15 protein-coding genes are annotated in these 15,757 nt (G+C 69.7%); 12 read left to right on the top strand and 3 right to left on the bottom strand.

Going from position 1 to position 15,757, the window contains the following annotated elements:
- Positions 1–217: 217 nt before the first annotated feature.
- Entirely contained in the window at positions 218–1,249 is a 1,032-nt protein-coding gene (locus ACILSK_RS13520; RefSeq protein WP_395727682.1) for a LacI family DNA-binding transcriptional regulator, read from the bottom strand.
- Positions 1,250–1,384: 135 nt separating this feature from the next.
- On the opposite strand from ACILSK_RS13520, the gene ACILSK_RS13515 reads away from it, so the two are divergent.
- Together ACILSK_RS13515 and ACILSK_RS13510 are read left to right on the top strand one after the other, a co-directional pair.
- Entirely contained in the window at positions 1,385–2,146 is a 762-nt protein-coding gene (locus ACILSK_RS13515; protein WP_395727681.1) for an SGNH/GDSL hydrolase family protein, read from the top strand.
- A 53-nt stretch (positions 2,147–2,199) separates the two neighbouring features.
- Positions 2,200–2,994: an endonuclease/exonuclease/phosphatase family protein gene (locus tag ACILSK_RS13510; protein ID WP_395727680.1), complete on the top strand. Its 795-nt coding sequence runs from the start codon at positions 2,200–2,202 to the stop codon at positions 2,992–2,994.
- On the opposite strand, the gene ACILSK_RS13505 is transcribed toward ACILSK_RS13510, so the two are convergent.
- Positions 2,898–3,740, bottom strand: coding sequence for a potassium channel family protein (locus ACILSK_RS13505; protein WP_395727679.1), 843 nt, complete (start codon positions 3,738–3,740; stop codon positions 2,898–2,900). The two genes, ACILSK_RS13510 and ACILSK_RS13505, sit on opposite strands and share 97 nt — an antisense overlap.
- A gap of 42 nt (positions 3,741–3,782) precedes the next feature.
- Positions 3,783–4,247, bottom strand: coding sequence for a hemerythrin domain-containing protein (locus tag ACILSK_RS13500; RefSeq protein WP_395727678.1), 465 nt, complete (start codon positions 4,245–4,247; stop codon positions 3,783–3,785).
- A gap of 161 nt (positions 4,248–4,408) precedes the next feature.
- Here ACILSK_RS13500 and uraH point away from each other — a divergent pair, with 161 nt between their 5' ends.
- The 10 genes from uraH to ACILSK_RS13450 all read left to right on the top strand — a co-directional run bounded on the left by uraH (position 4,409) and on the right by ACILSK_RS13450 (position 15,743).
- Positions 4,409–4,756: a hydroxyisourate hydrolase gene (gene uraH / locus ACILSK_RS13495; protein WP_395727677.1), complete on the top strand. Its 348-nt coding sequence runs from the start codon at positions 4,409–4,411 to the stop codon at positions 4,754–4,756.
- Between the two features lie 5 nt (positions 4,757–4,761).
- The gene (gene pucL, locus ACILSK_RS13490; protein WP_395727676.1) at positions 4,762–5,667 is read left to right on the top strand and encodes a factor-independent urate hydroxylase; all 906 of its coding nucleotides are present in this window, start codon (positions 4,762–4,764) and stop codon (positions 5,665–5,667) included.
- An 8-nt stretch (positions 5,668–5,675) separates the two neighbouring features.
- Positions 5,676–7,160 carry a nucleobase:cation symporter-2 family protein gene (locus ACILSK_RS13485; protein ID WP_395727675.1) on the top strand — a complete coding sequence of 495 codons (1,485 nt, stop codon included), beginning with the start codon at positions 5,676–5,678 and terminating at the stop codon, positions 7,158–7,160.
- A gap of 216 nt (positions 7,161–7,376) precedes the next feature.
- A complete protein-coding gene (locus ACILSK_RS13480; RefSeq protein WP_395727674.1) occupies positions 7,377–8,675 on the top strand; it encodes a DUF6986 family protein in 1,299 nt (432 codons plus the stop codon).
- Positions 8,676–8,764: 89 nt separating this feature from the next.
- Positions 8,765–9,559, top strand: a complete 795-nt coding sequence (locus ACILSK_RS13475; RefSeq protein WP_395727743.1) for a hydroxypyruvate isomerase family protein — start codon at positions 8,765–8,767, stop codon at positions 9,557–9,559.
- Positions 9,560–9,569: 10 nt separating this feature from the next.
- Positions 9,570–10,496, top strand: coding sequence for a 2-hydroxy-3-oxopropionate reductase (locus ACILSK_RS13470; RefSeq protein WP_395727673.1), 927 nt, complete (start codon positions 9,570–9,572; stop codon positions 10,494–10,496).
- 12 nt (positions 10,497–10,508) lie between these two features.
- A complete protein-coding gene (gene gcl, locus ACILSK_RS13465) occupies positions 10,509–12,314 on the top strand; it encodes a glyoxylate carboligase (protein ID WP_395727672.1) in 1,806 nt (601 codons plus the stop codon).
- Positions 12,315–12,357: 43 nt separating this feature from the next.
- A complete protein-coding gene (locus ACILSK_RS13460) occupies positions 12,358–13,494 on the top strand; it encodes a glycerate kinase (protein WP_395727671.1) in 1,137 nt (378 codons plus the stop codon).
- A 34-nt stretch (positions 13,495–13,528) separates the two neighbouring features.
- The gene (gene allB, locus ACILSK_RS13455) at positions 13,529–14,884 is read left to right on the top strand and encodes an allantoinase AllB (protein WP_395727670.1); all 1,356 of its coding nucleotides are present in this window, start codon (positions 13,529–13,531) and stop codon (positions 14,882–14,884) included.
- Between the two features lie 25 nt (positions 14,885–14,909).
- A complete protein-coding gene (locus ACILSK_RS13450) occupies positions 14,910–15,743 on the top strand; it encodes a bifunctional allantoicase/(S)-ureidoglycine aminohydrolase (protein WP_395727669.1) in 834 nt (277 codons plus the stop codon).
- Positions 15,744–15,757 lie beyond the last annotated feature (14 nt).

The raw sequence follows: 15,757 nt of genomic DNA, 5'->3' as shown, positions 1-15,757 counted from the left end.
AGACCGAAACGTTCTGGACAACATCGGTTTTGAACCGCCGAGTTCACCTCGCCAGGCCGGCCGCACGCGCGGCCCCAGTTCGGGCGAATCGGCCGGCCACGGGCCCCGCAAGCGCCGGGCGGCCACCGGGCCGGCGGCGGACAAACGTGGTGTCAGACTGGCGAATCGTTTGGATGAACACTCGACGGTCGACCTTCGAGCGGGCCGAGCCGGGCGATCAGCTGCGCGGCGGCGGACCGACCGACCCTCGGCGCACGATCGGGCACGGCATGACCTCCGACCGCAAGGAACCGTTCGCACTCCCCTCGACGGTTCGCATCAGGGCATGCACGGCCCATTGACCCATCTGGTAGTGCGGCAGCGCGACCGTGGTCAGCCCCGGTCGCAGGCTCGCGGCGATGAGCTCCTGGTTGTCGAAGCCGACGATGGACACGTCCTCCGGGATGCGCAGGCCACATTCGGCCGCGGCCTGGTAGGCGCCCATCGCCATCCGGTCGTTGAAGCAGAACAGTGCGGTCGGTCGGTCCGCCGGTTGACGGTCCAGCAGCACCCGCGCCGCCCGGAACCCGCCGTGCGCCTCGGAGATGTCCTCGACCACCAAGGCGCGAGAGAAGTGACGGTGCGCCGTCTTCAGCGCCTTCTTGAAGCCCGCCAGACGCAGGGCGGTCGCGGGAATATCGGTGATGTTGGTGACGAATCCGATCCGCCGGTGCCCGTGATCGATCAGCTCCTTCACCGCGGTCGCCGCTCCGCCCACCTCGTCCGGCACGATCGAGGAGAACCCGGCGTCGGCGGGCCGGGCGTCCAGCAGTACCGCGGGAACGCCGGCCAGGGCCGCCGGCGGGGTCAGGACCCGGTGGTACTCGGCGGCATAGATGATCCCGTCGACCTGCCGGTCCCGCAGGGCCTGGATCTCCCGGTTCTCCAGCTCCGCGTCGCTGCCGCTGTTCATCAACAGCAACAGGCAGTCGTAGTCCGCCGCCGCGTCCTGGGCACCCAGGATCGTCTGACCGGCATGCGGCGAAGTCGCGATGTGGTCGCTGATGAAGCCCAGGGTGTTGGTCCGTCGCAGGCGCAAACCCTGCGCCAACCGATTGGGGGTGTAGGCCAGTTCGGCCGCCGCGGCCCGCACCCGCTCCCGCGTCGCCTCCGGGATCCGTTTGCCCGGAACGTCGTTCAGCACGTGCGAGACCGTGGTGATGGAAAAACCGGAGCGCTCGGCGACGTCGCGCAGCGTCGCCTTCGGCACCGTCGACCCCTCCCTGCCGTGCCCAATCGTTTCGTACAGGTACGAGAATCCCACACCTCGGCCCCGGGTGGCGCCCGGCCCGTCCGGCGGCGGGTCCCGGCCACGGTCCCGACACTCGGCCCTTACAGTCGGGCGGTGCGGTACGTGGCGATCGGGGACAGCTTCACCGAGGGCGTCGGTGACGAGCGGGCGGACGGCCGCCTGCGCGGTTGGGCGGACCGGGTCGCCGAGGGCCTGGCCGACGCATCGGGCGAGCCCGTCGAGTACGCGAACCTGGCCATCCGCGGCCGCAAACTCGGGCCGATCGTCGACCAGCAACTCGAGCCGGCCCTGGCCCTCGAACCGACCCTGATCACCTACAACGGCGGGGGAAACGACATCATGCGGCGTCATGTCGACATGGCCGCCCTGAAGGCCCTGACGCGGCGGGTGGTCCGGCGGTGCCAGCAAGCGGGCGTGACGCTGATCGTGCTCGCCGGCCCCGACCCGACCTCCCGGATCCCGTTCGGCGGCGTCGTCCACCACCGCGGCGAGGCGCTGACCGCCGACATCGTGCGCCTCACCGACGAGGCCGGCTTGACCTTCGTCGACATGTGGCACGACCGGGAGATCCGGCGTCCCGGCTACTGGGCCGCCGACCGGATCCACCTCAACCCGGTCGGGCACCGCCGGGTGGCGTGGCAGGTGCTCACCGCACTCGGACGACCCCGGCCCGATGAACCCGGGCCGCTCCGGGAACCGCGGCGCAGCCTGACGGACAATCTCGTGTTCTACCGCCAGCACGTGGGCCCCTGGGTGCGCCGGCGGGTCCAGGGCCGGTCCTCGGGGGACCACCGGACGGCGAAATACCCCGGTTACGTCAGCATTTCGCCCGATCCGGGCCGTCTCGACCGGTGACCGGCCGGTCCGACCGGCGACGGGTTCGCGACGCCGGACGATAGGGTCCGGCCGTGCGCATCGTCTCCGTCAACGCCTGGGGCGGAACGATGCTGGACGAGCTCACCGGATGGCTCACCGGCTGCGGCGCCGACGTGATCTGCCTGCAGGAGGTGTGCCGGACGCCGGGCGCCACCGGATGGATCGGGTTCGACGACGGCGAACGATCGCTTCCGCAGCGAGCCGACCTGCACGGCGACCTCATCCGGGTGATGCCCGACCATCAGGCATTCTTTCTCGCCTGCGATTCCGGGCCGGTGCAAGATCGGGACGGGATCGTCCGGCGGCAGGATTTCGGGATCGGCACGTATGTCGGTCCGGCGCTGCCGGTGATCGGCTTGCAGTCCGCCTTCGTGCACGGCCGCTACCGGCTGCACGACGTATGGCCCACCTCGAATCGGCCGCGGGCGGCGCTCGCGGTCCGGGTCGTCGATCCCCGGTCCGGCCGCCCCGTCACCGTGGTGCAGGTGCACGGCCTTCGGGACCGGGCCGGCAAGCACGACACGCCGGCGCGGGACGAGCAGGCCCGCCGGCTCGCCGGGCTGGTCGAACAGGCCCGCGCCGAGGGCGGCGTCGTGGTCCTGTGTGGCGATCTCAACCTGCTTCCGGACAGCCGGACGTTCGCGGTGCTGTCCGCCGTCGGCCTGACCGATCTGGTCGGCGACGCCGACACCCGGACGTCCCGCTATACCAAGCCGGTCCGCCACGCGAGCTACCTGCTGGTCTCGGATCCGGCGGCCGTCCGATCGTTCCGCATCTCGTCGGGTCCGGAGGTCTCGGACCACCGGCCGTTGATCATCGACCTGTGAACCGGCTCCCGGGTCCCGGCGAGCAACCCGCGCTCCAGCCGCTCGATCTGGGCCGCCAGCAGCTCGACCTGGTCGCGGGTGGCCCCCTCGTGCGCCTCCTCCTCCGCACGCACCTGCTCCACCAGCCAGGACGCGATGATGGCCGTGATGGTGCCGAGCAGGGCGATGCCGCACACCATCATGGCCACCGCGATGCACCGGCCGCCGAAGGTCACCGGGTACGTATCGCCGTAGCCGACCGTCGTGACCGTCACGCACGCCCACCACACCGCCTCGCCGTACGAGGTGATCAGCGACCCGGGCGCGTATCGCTCCGCGTCGAACACCGCGAGGGACGAGACGAGGACGAGCAGGCCGGTGGTCGCTGCGGCGTACATCACCACCCGTCCCCGCAGCGCGCTGCCGGCGGCCCGTTGGAAGACGGTGAGCAGGGTGAGCAGGCGGACCAACCGCAGCGGCCTGAGCACGGGCAGGGCGACCACCAGCAACGAGAGCAGGTGACGGAGGAACCATCGGCCACGGTCGGTCGCCAGGTACAGGCGGGCAGCGTAGTCGACGACGAAGACCAGCCAGCACAGGACCGCCAGCATCTCGCACGCGAGCCCGGGCCAGCCGACCGGCTCCGCCAGCACCTGATAGGCGTAGCCGACGCCGAATATCAGGGCCACCACGATCAGCGGCCACTCCATGGCCTTGTTCCAGCCCCGGTAGGCGGCGGACTCGGCAGGCCGATCAGCGACTCCCATCGACGCAGGATCGCACACACTTCAGGGCCGTTCGAGTCCTCATCAACCTAGTGGCCCAAAGACGACTGTCGTATCGACATCACTTAGGCCGACTTGATCGACCACGGCGAGCAAACGCTTCTCCTCGTACCGGAAGTGCGTGGTCATCACCGCCTCGATGCCGTCGAGGTGTCGCCGCAGCTCGTCGACCCCGGCGCCGGCGGTCATCGCTCGGCGCAGCTCGCCGAGCAGGTGGCCGATCATCCGGTGGTCCCGGGCGAGATCGTCCAGGACGACGGCCAAGTCGGGGCGGGCCGCCCGGACCGCCGGGAACAGCCAGTGGTCCTCACCGCCATGATGGCCGTCCAGCGCGGCACAGAACGCCCAGCAGTAGGTGAGCGGCTCGAGCGCGAGGGCGACCGGCCCGCCGGCCTCGACGGATTCCCGGGCGATCACCAGCGCATCGGCCAGCCGTTGGTGCACCCGGCGCAGCTCCGTGCTCCACGCGACGACCCGGGCGCTCTCCATCGATCGCGACCCTAGCCGAACCGCGTGGATATATCCCCCGCCCTACTTCAACAAACTGTTGACACCCTTGGCGAGGCGAGGGTAACTTTCACTGCAAGAGATTCGCCTTCCACTTAGTGGAAGACCGGACTCAGCCAATCAACACCGGGAGTGTCTCGACGATGAGCCTTTCCACCCACGTGCTGGACGCCGGCCTGGGTCGCCCCGCCGAGGGGGTGCCGATTCAGCTCACCCGCAGCGACGATCAGGCGGCTGCGGCCATTCCCCTCTTCACTGCCGTCACCGATTCCGACGGCCGCCACCGCCATCAGAGCGCCGGAAAGGACGTTCCGCTCGCGGCCGGAATCTACGAATTGACCTTCGACACCGGGGCCTACTTCACTGCCTCCGGTCAGACCGGATTCTATCCGAAGGTCACCGTGACGTTCGAGATCACCGACGTCACCGCACATCACCACGTCCCACTCTTGTTGTCCCCGTTCGCATTTTCGACCTACCGAGGGAGCTAGGTGCCATGACCGTCACGCTGGGCCACAACCAGTACGGCAAGGCGGAGACCCGCGTCGTCCGTGTCTACCGCGATTCCGATCCGCACGAGATCGTCGACTACAACGTCAGCGTCGCACTGTCCGGGGATTTCGAGGAGATCCACCGCACCGGTGACAACAGCAACTGCCTGACCACCGACGCCACCAAGAACACGGTGAACGCCTTCGCGAAGGAATACAGCGAGGCCGCCCGCCAGCCGGAATCGTTCGGCATTGCGCTGGCCAAGCATTTCGTGGACGACACCGCCCCGGTCACTCGCGCTCGCATCAAGCTCGAGATGTACCCGTGGAAGCGGCTGTCCCACGACGGCACCCCGCACCCGCACGCGTTCGCCCGGGACGGCGGCTACGTCCGTACCGCCACCGTCACCTACGACGGCACCAACCTCTGGGTGGTGTCCGGCGTGCAGGACTACGTGGTGCTCAAGACCACCGATTCGGAGTTCTGGGGTTACCTGCAGGACAAGTACACGACCCTCAAACCGACCCATGACCGGGTGATGGCCACCTCGGTCACCGGCCAGTGGTGGCACACCGACACCGAGGCCGACTGGAACAAGTCCTACGACTCCGCCGTCGCCACCATGAGCAGCGTGTTCGCCGGCCATCACAGCCTGGCCCTGCAGCAGACCATGTTCGCCATGGGCGAGGCGATGATCGCCGAGCAGCCGGAGATCGGCGAGGTCCGGTTCTCCCTGCCCAACAAGCACCACTTCGTCATCGACCTGAGCCCGTACGGCCTGGAGAACCCGAACGAGGTGTTCCACGCCGACGACCGGCCCTACGGCTTTATCGAGGGCACGATTCACAACGACCTGCACAAGGACACCGCTCCCGGCAATCAGGCGTTCGATCCCGGTCAGGGCTGGTAAGCGACACCATGGCCCACAGCGAACATCAGGGAAGCGAGTTCGAGGGGCAGCAGGGCATCGAACTGCTGCCCGACGGAAAACACCCCGTCGACGAGGTGCTCAAGCCGGGGCCGATGCTGCTGTACGGCCTCCAGCACGTCATGAGCATGTACGCCGGCGTGGTGGCCGTGCCGTTCATCGTCGGGTCCGCGCTCAAGCTGCCGTTCGCCGACCTGTCCTACCTGCTCGCCGCGACCCTGCTGGTATCCGGCCTGGCCACGCTGCTGCAGACCATCGGCGTCAAGTGGATTGGCGCGAAACTACCGATCGTCCAGGGCACCTCGTTCGCCGCGGTGGCCTCGATGATTACCGTCGGGATCTCCGCCGGCGGCGGCGTCGACGGGCTTCGGGCGATCTTCGGGTCGGTGCTGATCGCCGGCCTGGCCGGGTTCCTGCTCTCCGGCGTCTTCGCCCGGTTGCTGCACTTCTTCCCGCCGGTGGTCACCGGGTCGGTCATCACCGTCATCGGCATCTCGCTGCTCCCCGTCGCGATGCGCTGGGCCGGCGGCGGCGCCGGCGCCGCGGACTTCGGGTCGATCTCCAATGTCGCGCTGGCCGCGATCACGCTGGGCATCATCCTGGTGATCTACCGGTTCCTGCCCGGCTTCTTCTCCCGGATCGCCATCATCGTCGGCCTTGTCGCCGGCGGCGTGGTCGCCGGATTGATGGGCAAGTTGGACTTCTCGAAGGTCGGGCAGGCCGAAACGTTCGCGATCTCGACCCCGTTCCATTTCGGTGCGCCGACCTTCCAGGTCGCAGCGATCATCTCGATGATCATCGTCATGCTGGTGATCATGACGGAGACCACCGCCGACCTGCTGGCCATCGGTGTGGTGGTCGGGCGCCCCGCCGACCGCAAGACCGTCGCCAACGGCCTGCGGGCGGACACCATCTCCACCGCGGTGTCCGGCGGGCTGCTGAACGGGTTCCCGGTCAGCGCGTTCGCCCAGAACGTCGGGCTGGTCGCGTTGACCGGAATCCGGAGCCGGTTCGTGGTGGCCGTCAGCGGTGGCATCCTGCTGGTGCTCGGCCTGTTCCCACAGGTCGGCGCGGTGGTCGCCGCGCTGCCGCTGCCCGTCCTCGGCGGCGCCGGCCTGGCGCTGTTCGGCACGGTGGCCGCCAGCGGCATCCGCAGCCTGGCGGCGGTGAAGTACGACGGGAACTCGAACCTGGTGATCGTCGCGCTGGCCATCGCCGCCGGCCTGGTGCCGATCGCCGTGCCCGACTTCTACCACGCATTCCCGGATTGGTTCCAGACGATCTTCGACTCCGGCATCAGCGCCTCGGCGGTGACGGCGGTGACGTTGAACATCTTCTTCAATGTGCTGGGACGCAAGGATGAAGCCGCACCGATCTTCGCCGAGTCGCCGGCGATCGGGGTGACGCCGGAAGAACACCCCGGCGGGCACGTTCCGCATGACCCGGCGGCGCCCCACCGCCGCGCCGCCGAGTGACCCACGGCGCGGGCGGAACCGGCGCAATCGCAGGGCTTTCGACCGCGTTGCGTCCGGTCGGGACGGGTTGATCCGGTCGGCCGGACCACTGGCCGGCCGAGTCACCGGGCAGACCCGGCCGGCAGCGGGAACGCTTGACGGCATGAGAGTTGATGAGATAGGTTTTCTACATCGTGAACTAGTCCTTCCACATTACGGAACTCAGAGAGGAGCGCGATGAACGGCGGCGAGACCCCGAACCCGGCCCGCCCAAGCCTGAGCGCCTCCTTCCTGGACGAACTGGATCACGATCTGGCCGCGGCCGACGCGCTGCTGGCGGACCGCTACCCCGGTGATCCCGGGACCCGCCAGCCGGTGCACACCGTTTACGTCAACGCCGACCTGGTCCGCGGCGACGTGGGCGCCGCGCTGATCGAGCGATGGGCGACCGGTGCCCGCGAGGTGCTGGCCGTCGCCGCCCCCGACCCAGCGGCCGCTGCGGCACTGGGACTTCCGGCGGTCGACGCGACGGTGCTGGATCAGGTGCGGGCCAAGCTGGACGCGGAGCCGATCGAGGACCTTCGCCTGGACTTCGAGGACGGTTACGGGAACCGGCCGGACGAGGAGGAGGACCGCGACGCGGCCCACGTGGCCGCGCTGCTACCCATCCTGCTGGCCGACCGGCACGGGCCGTTTCTGGCCGGGATCCGGTTCAAGTCGCTGGAGCGGCCCACCCGCCGCCGTGGCCTGCGCACGCTGGATCTGGTCGTCTCCGGGCTGCTGGCCGCCGGCCCGATCCCACCGGGGTTCCTGGTCACGCTGCCCAAGGTCACCTCGGTCGACCAGGTGGCGGCGATGGTCAAGGTGTGCGAGGCGCTGGAACGGGCGCACGGCCTGCCCGCCGGCGCCCTGCGGTTCGAGATCCAGATCGAGACGACGCAGGCGATTCTGGGCGCCGACGGGACGGCCACGGTGGCCGGGATGATCGGCGCCGCCGGTCCGAGATGTGTGGCCCTGCACTACGGCACGTTCGACTACAGCGCCGCCTGCGGAGTCGCCGCGTCGCAGCAGAGCCTGGCCCACCCGGTCGCCGACCATGCCAAGGCGGTCATGCAGGTCGCCGCGGCCGGCACCGGCGTGCGGCTCTCGGACGGTTCCACCAACGTCATGCCGATCGGCGCACCCGACGAGATCCGGGCCGCCGTCGCGCTGCACGCGGGACTGGTCACCCGGTCCCTGCGGGCGGCGTACTACCAGGGTTGGGACATGCATCCCGGCCATCTGGTCAGCCGGTACCTGGCCACCTACGCCTTCTACCGGGAGGGCCTGCCGGCGTCCGCCGCCCGGCTGCGGGCCTACCGCAGCAAGCAATCCGGTGGGGTCGTCGACGAACCGGCGACGGCGCAGGCGCTGGCCGCGTTCCTGATGCGCGGCGTGCACTGCGGCGCGATCGACGACGCCGAAGTGCTCGACCGGGCCGGGGTGTCCAGGGCCACCCTCGACGCGCTGGCCCGCCGCAAGCCGCTTCCGACCTGATCCAGCCCCCCGGCCACCACCTGAAGAAGGGTTTCTCCGTGTCCACCCAGTCCTCCACCGGGTCTGCGCGCTATGCAGTCAACCTGTCCATGCTGTTCACCGAACTTCCGCTGCTGGAGCGGCCGGCCGCGGCCAAGGCCGCCGGGTTCGACGCGGTCGAATTCTGGTGGCCGTTCGCATCGGCCGTGCCCGCCGATGCCGAGGTGGACGGGTTCGTCGATGCGGTCCAGGGAGCCGGGGTGCAGCTGATCGGACTGAACTTCTTCGCCGGCGACATGCCCGGGGGTGACCGGGGCCTGGTGTCCTGGCCGGCCCGGTCGGCGGAGTTCGCCGACAACGTCGATGTCGTCGTCGGCATCGGGGACCGGCTGGGCTGCAAGGCGTTCAACGCTCTGTACGGCAACCGGACCGACGAGTCGACCCCGGTCGCGCAGGACGAGATCGCCACCGAGAACCTGGCCCTGGCCGCGCGGGCGGTCGCCCGGATCGGCGGGGTCGTGCTGGTCGAGCCGGTCAGCGGCGCCCCCCGCTACCCGCTCCTCACCGCGGCCGACGTGATCCGGGTGATCGACCGGGTGGAAGCCGCAGCCGGAGTGTCGAACGTGAAGTTCCTCTGCGACCTCTACCACCTTGACGTCAACGGCGACAACGTCACGGCGGCCATCGAGGACCACTTCGATCGGATCGGCCACGTGCAGATCGCCGACAGCCCGGGCCGCGGCGAGCCGGGCACCGGCACGCTCGACATCGCCGGACATCTCGCCGCGCTGGCCGGCAAGGGCTACGACGGGTACGTAGCCCTGGAGTACAAGCCGACCGTCGGCACCGTGGAGAGCCTCGCCTGGCTCCCGCCGGCCGACCGGTCGTCGGCCGCCCGCGTCTGACCACCAACGAATGCTTCTGAAGGAGATCTCAATGACCACCGTCGCTTTCATCGGCCTGGGCATCATGGGCGGCCCGATGGCCGGCCACCTGGTGAACGCCGGGTTCGACGTCGTCGGGTACAACCGGTCCCAGCCCAAGATCGACGAGCTCGTCGCCGCCGGCGGGAAGGGCGCGAGCAGCATCGCCGATGCGGTCCGCGAGGCCGATGTCGTGGCCGTCATGGTGCCCGACTCCCCGGATGTGCGGGAGGTGCTGGCCGGCGAGGGCGGCGTGTTCGACAACGCCAAGCCGGGCACTCTGATCATCGACTTCTCCTCGATCCGACCGGATGTCACCACCGAGCTGGCCGCCCAGGCCATCCAGCGCGGCTTCCGGCTGCTGGACGCCCCGGTATCGGGCGGCGAGGCCGGCGCCAAGAACGCCGCGCTGTCCATCATGGTCGGCGGTGACAAATCCGACTTCGACGCCGCCGCAGATGTTTTCAATGCGGTCGGAAAGACCGTCGTGCTCGTCGGACCGAACGGCGCCGGCCAGACCGTCAAGGCGGCCAACCAGCTGATCGTCGCCGGCAACATCCAGCTGCTGGCCGAGGCGGTCGCCTTCGTCGAGGCCTACGGGGTCGACACCGAGGCCGCCCTGAAGGTCCTCGGCGGCGGCCTCGCCGGTAGCAAGGTGCTGGACCAGAAGGGCGCCAACATGCTCGGCCGCAGCTTCCCGCCCGGCTTCCGGATCGAGCTGCACCACAAGGATCTCGGCATCGTCACCGCCGCCGCCCGGGAGGCCGGAGTGGTCATCCCGCTCGGCGCCGTGGTCGCCCAGCTGATGGCCTCCGCCGTGGCCAACGGGGACGGTGGACTCGACCACTCGGCGCTGCTGCGCGGCGTCCTCCGGCTCTCCGGCCAGAACCCCGATTCCCCCTCAGACTCAGCCAGCTAAGGACTCCCCATCATGCCCACCATGCGTGCCGTCGATGCCGCCGTCGCCATCCTGGAGAAGGAAGGCGTCGACACCCTGTTCGGGCTGCCCGGTGCAGCCATCAACCCGTTCTACTCGGCCCTGCGCAAGCACGGCGGGATGAAGCACATCCTGGCCCGGCACGTCGAGGGCGCCTCGCACATGGCCGAGGGTTACACCCGGGCCAAGGCCGGCAACATCGGCGTGTGCGTCGGCACCTCCGGCCCGGCCGGCACCGACATGATCACCGGCCTGTACTCGGCCTCCGCGGACTCCATCCCGATCCTGTGCATCACCGGCCAGGCGCCCGTCGCGCGGCTGCACAAGGAGGACTTCCAAGCCATCAACATCTCCGACATCGCAGCGCCGCTGACCAAGATGGCGATGACCGTGCTGGAGCCGGCCCAGGTGCCCGGCGCCTTCCAGCAGGCGTTCCACCTGATGCGCTCGGGCCGGCCCGGCCCGGTGCTGATCGACCTGCCGTTCGACGTGCAGATGGCGCAGATCGAGTTCGACCCGGACACCTACGAGCCGCTGCCGGTGTACCAGCCGCGGGCCACGAAGGCCCAGGCCGCGAAGGCGCTGGACATGCTGGCCGCGAGCGAGCGTCCGGTGATCGTCGCCGGCGGCGGGATCATCAACGCCGACGCGTCCGCGAAGCTGGTCGAGCTGGCCGAGCTGCTGAACGTGCCGGTCATCCCCACCTTGATGGGCTGGGGCACCATTCCGGACGACCATCCGCTGATGGCGGGCATGGCCGGCCTGCAGACCAGCCACCAGTACGGCAACGCCACCATGCTGGCGTCCGACTTCGTGCTCGGCATCGGCAACCGGTGGGCCAACCGGCACACCGGCGGCCTGGACACCTACCGGGCCGGCCGCACGTTCGTGCACGTCGACATCGAGCCCACCCAGATCGGCCGGGTGTTCGCGCCCGACTACGGCATCGTCTCCGACGCCGGTGCCGCCCTGGAGCAGCTCATCGCGGTGGCCAAGGAGCGCCAGGCGGCCGGCGCGCCGGCCGACCGAGCGGAATGGGTCGCGTCCTGCCAGGAGCGCAAGCGCACCATGCACCGGCGCACCCACTTCGAGAACGTGCCGATCAAGCCGCAGCGGGTCTATGAGGAGATGAACAAGGCGTTCGGCCCGGACACCCGGTACGTCTCCACCATCGGCCTGTCGCAGATCGCCGCCGCCCAGTTCCTGCACGTGTACAAGCCACGGCACTGGATCAACGCCGGCCAGGCCGGCCCGCTGGGCTGGACGCTGCCGGCCACCCTGGGCGTCTGCGTGGCCGATCCGGACGCGACCGTGGTCGCGTTGTCCGGTGACTACGACTTCCAGTTCATGATGGAGGAACTGGCCGTCGGCGCGCAGTTCAACCTGCCGTACATCCACGTGCTGGTGAACAACGCCTACCTGGGCCTGATCCGGCAGTCGCAGCGCGGCTTCGACATGGACTATCACGTGCAGCTCTCGTTCGACAACATCAACACCGAGAGCACCACCGATGACGGCACCGACAACCCGCTCAAGGGCTACGGCGTCGACCACGTCAAGCTGGCCGAAGCCATGGGCGCCAAGGCGATCCGGGTGAAAGACCCCGAGGAGCTGCTGCCCGCGCTGGAAACCGCGAAGAAGATGCTGGTCGAGTTCCGGGTGCCGGTCGTCGTCGAGGTCGTGCTGGAACGGGTCACCAATATCTCGATGGGTGTCGAGATCGACAACGTGGTCGAATTCGAGGATCTGGCCCGCACCTCCGCCGACGCGCCGACCGCCGTCATCTCCATGCTCGACTGAGCTCGACCGAGCTCGACCGACCGTTTCGAAAGGCACCGACCCGATGAAGATCCTGATCGCGCCCGACAAGTTCAAGGGCTCGATGCGCGCGAGCGACGTCGCAGCTCGGGTCGCGGCCGGGATCTCGTCGGTGTCCCCGGACGCCGAGGTGATTGCCGTCCCCGTCGCCGACGGCGGGGACGGCACCCTGGACGCCGCCGTCGCCGCCGGCTTCGACCTGGTGCCGGTGACGGTCGGCGGCCCGACTGGCGAACCGGTCGACAGCGGCTACGCCCGCCGGGCCGAGTCGGCGGTGATCGAGCTGGCCGATGCCTGCGGGCTGGTCCGGCTGCCGGGCGGGGTGCTCGCCCCGCTCACCGCGTCCAGCGCCGGTTTCGGCCAGGTCATCGCGGCCGCGCTCGACGCGGGATGCCGCCGGCTCATCCTGGCCATCGGTGGCAGTGCCAGCACCGACGGCGGCGCCGGCATGCTGACCGCGTTGGGCGTCCGGGTTCGGGACGCCGACGGTGCTGATCTGGCGCCCGGCGGCGGTGGCCTGGAACAGGTCGCGTCCGTGGACCTGACCCAGCTCCACCCGGCGCTGGCCGGCGCGGAGGTGGTCCTGGCCAGCGACGTGGACAACCCGCTGCTCGGCGATCACGGGGCCGCCGCGGTCTACGGGCCGCAGAAGGGTGCGACCCCGGACGATGTGGCCCGCCTGGACGGCGCGTTGCGGGCCTGGTCGAGCGCCGTCGCCCGGGCGCTGAACGTATCCGAGCAGGACTCGGGCCATCCGGCCGCGAGCACGCCGGGCGCCGGAGCCGCCGGCGGGGTCGGGTTCGCTGCCATCGCGGTGTTGCGCGCGACGGCCCGACCCGGCATCGACCTGATGCTCGAGCTGACCGGACTGCGCGACGACCTGGCCGGCGCCGATCTGGTGGTCACCGGGGAGGGTTCGCTGGACGAGCAGACGCTGCACGGCAAAGCACCGGCGGGCGTGGCCGCCGCCGCGCGCACGGCCGGCGTTCCGGTGGTGACCGTCTCGGGCCGGAACCTGCTGTCCGACCGGCAGTTGGCGGCGGCCGGGATTCGGAAGGCCTACGCATTGACCGATATCGAGTCCGACGTACAGCGGTGCATGACCGATCCGGGGCCCCTCCTGGAATCCCTCGGCCGCGCCATCGCATCCGATTTCAACTGAACCACAGCGAGTTTCACAAGGAGGTGAAACGTCCGTGACCGAATTCGATCTTGTGCTCCGCGCGCGCCGCGCGGTCCTGCCCACCGGCGAGCAGCCGGCCAGCGTCGCGGTGACCGGCGGCCGCATCGCCGCGATCGGGGCGTTCGACGCGCCCGTGTCCGCCGCCCGCACTGTCGAACTGCGGGCCGATGAGGTACTGCTCCCCGGCATGGTCGACACGCACGTGCACGTCAACGAGCCGGGCCGCACCGAGTGGGAGGGCTTCGCGTCCGCGACCCGGGCGGCCGCGGCCGGCGGGGTCACCACGATCGTCGACATGCCGCTCAACAGCCTGCCGCCGACCGTCGACGTCCCCGCCCTGCACACCAAACGCGCCGTCGCGGCCGCGAAGGCCTACGTCGACGTCGGCTTCTGGGGTGGGGCGATTCCCGGCAACATCAACGAGCTCAAGGGACTGCACGAGGAAGGCGTGTTCGGCTTCAAGTGCTTCCTGCTCGACTCCGGCGTGCCCGAGTTCCCGCCGCTGTCCCCGGCCGACCTCGTGGAGTACCTGACCGCGATCCACGAGTTCGACGGTTTGATGATCGTGCACGCCGAAGACGCCGGCGCGATCGAGCACTCCCCCGCCGCACACGGGTCGGGTTACGAGGGCTTTCTGCGGTCGCGGCCACGCGGCGCGGAAAACACCGCCATCGCGCACGTCATCGAGGCCGCCCGGTGGACCGGCGCCCGGGTGCACATCCTGCACCTGTCCAGCAGCGATGCCCTGCCCATGATCGCCTCGGCCAAGCGGGACGGCGTCCGGCTGACCGTCGAGACCTGCCCGCACTACCTGGTTTTCGACGCCGAGGAAATCGCCGCAGGGGCAACTCAGTTCAAGTGTTGCCCGCCGATCCGGGAGCCGGAGAACCGGGACCTGCTCTGGCAGGGCCTGGCCGACGGGGTGATCGACTGCATCGTCTCCGACCACTCCCCGTGCACGCCGGAGCTCAAGCAGTTGGATACCGGTGACTTCGGGGTGGCCTGGGGTGGTATCGCCGGCCTGCAGGTCGCGCTGCCCGCCGTGTGGACCGAGGCGAAGCAACGCGGCTTCGCGCTGACCGACGTCGCCCGCTGGATGTCCGCCACCCCGGCGGCACTGGCCGGCCTGGACCACAAGGGCGGTCTGGTCGTCGGCCGGGACGCCGATCTGGCGGTCATCGCCCCGGACGAGACGTTCACCGTGGACGCCGCGCAGCTGCGACATCGCAACCCGATCACCCCATACGCGGGACGCACGTTGGCCGGGGTGGTCCGGCAAACCTGGTTGCGGGGCGAGGAACTCGTCGGCGACGAGACAAGGGGACGGCTGCTCTCCCGATCCGACGCACTCCAGCCCGCCGTCACCTGACCTGCCGCCCCCGAAAGGACTCAGCATGAACTTCAACACGTACTACGCACCCACCGGCGGACTGCCGGCGCAGACCGAGCTGACCACCAACCGAGCGGTCTTCACCGAGGCCTACGCGGTGCTGCCCCGCGGCACGATGCGGGACATCGTGACCAGCCTGTTGCCGTTCTGGACGAACACCCGGCTCTGGGTGATCGCCCGGCCGCTGTCCGGCTTTGCCGAGACGTTCTCCCAGTACATCGTCGAGGTATCGCCCGAGGGTGGGAGCGACCGGCCGGAGACGGACCCGAACGCCGAGAGCGTGCTGTTCCTGATGGAGGGTGAGCTGGTCGTCACCGTCGACGGCGACAAGCATGAGATGACCTCGGGTGGGTACGGTTTCATCGCGCCGGGGGCGGAGTGGACGATCCACCAGCGCGGTGACGCGCCCGCCCGGTTCCACTGGATCCGCAAGGCCTACCAACGCGTTGACGGGCTCGATGCGCCGACCACGTTCTTCACCTCCGACGACGAGGTGGTGGGCGTCGAGATGCCCGGGACGAACGGGGCCTGGGTCACCCAGCGCTTCGCCGACCCGACCGACGTGCGGCACGACATGCACGTGAACATCGTGACGTTCCAGCCGGGCGGCGCGATCACCTTCCCCGAGACGCACGTCATGGAACACGGGCTCTACGTGCTGGAGGGCAAGGCCGTGTACCTGCTCAACCAGGACTGGGTGGAGGTGCAGGAGGGTGACTTCATGTGGCTCCGGGCGTTCTGCCCGCAGGCCTGCTACGCCGGCGGCCCGGGGCGGTTCCGCTACCTGCTGTACAAGGACGTCAACCGGCACGCCACCCTCAGCCGGCAGTTCGCGTGAAGCGGGACCAATCG

This window comes from Nakamurella sp., from assembly GCF_044224575.1.
In the GTDB taxonomy this organism is placed as follows: Bacteria; Actinomycetota; Actinomycetes; order Mycobacteriales; family Nakamurellaceae; genus Nakamurella.
The sequence above is the reverse complement of the archived record's forward strand: the minus strand, read 5'-3'. Positions and strand labels throughout refer to the sequence as shown.

Excerpts from the sequence above, each read along its gene's own strand:
- pucL (WP_395727676.1), top strand. The coding sequence starts at position 4,762 with ATGACCGTCACGCTGGGCCACAACCAGTACGGCAAGGCGGAGACCCGC.
- ACILSK_RS13480 (WP_395727674.1), top strand. The coding sequence starts at position 7,377 with ATGAACGGCGGCGAGACCCCGAACCCGGCCCGCCCAAGCCTGAGCGCC.
- ACILSK_RS13485 (WP_395727675.1), top strand. The coding sequence starts at position 5,676 with ATGGCCCACAGCGAACATCAGGGAAGCGAGTTCGAGGGGCAGCAGGGC.
- uraH (WP_395727677.1), top strand. The coding sequence starts at position 4,409 with ATGAGCCTTTCCACCCACGTGCTGGACGCCGGCCTGGGTCGCCCCGCC.
- ACILSK_RS13475 (WP_395727743.1), top strand. The coding sequence starts at position 8,765 with ATGCTGTTCACCGAACTTCCGCTGCTGGAGCGGCCGGCCGCGGCCAAG.
- gcl (WP_395727672.1), top strand. The coding sequence starts at position 10,509 with ATGCCCACCATGCGTGCCGTCGATGCCGCCGTCGCCATCCTGGAGAAG.
- ACILSK_RS13505 (WP_395727679.1), bottom strand. The coding sequence starts at position 3,740 with ATGGGAGTCGCTGATCGGCCTGCCGAGTCCGCCGCCTACCGGGGCTGG.
- ACILSK_RS13500 (WP_395727678.1), bottom strand. The coding sequence starts at position 4,247 with ATGGAGAGCGCCCGGGTCGTCGCGTGGAGCACGGAGCTGCGCCGGGTG.
- ACILSK_RS13460 (WP_395727671.1), top strand. The coding sequence starts at position 12,358 with ATGAAGATCCTGATCGCGCCCGACAAGTTCAAGGGCTCGATGCGCGCG.
- ACILSK_RS13450 (WP_395727669.1), top strand. The coding sequence starts at position 14,910 with ATGAACTTCAACACGTACTACGCACCCACCGGCGGACTGCCGGCGCAG.
- ACILSK_RS13470 (WP_395727673.1), top strand. The coding sequence starts at position 9,570 with ATGCTTCTGAAGGAGATCTCAATGACCACCGTCGCTTTCATCGGCCTG.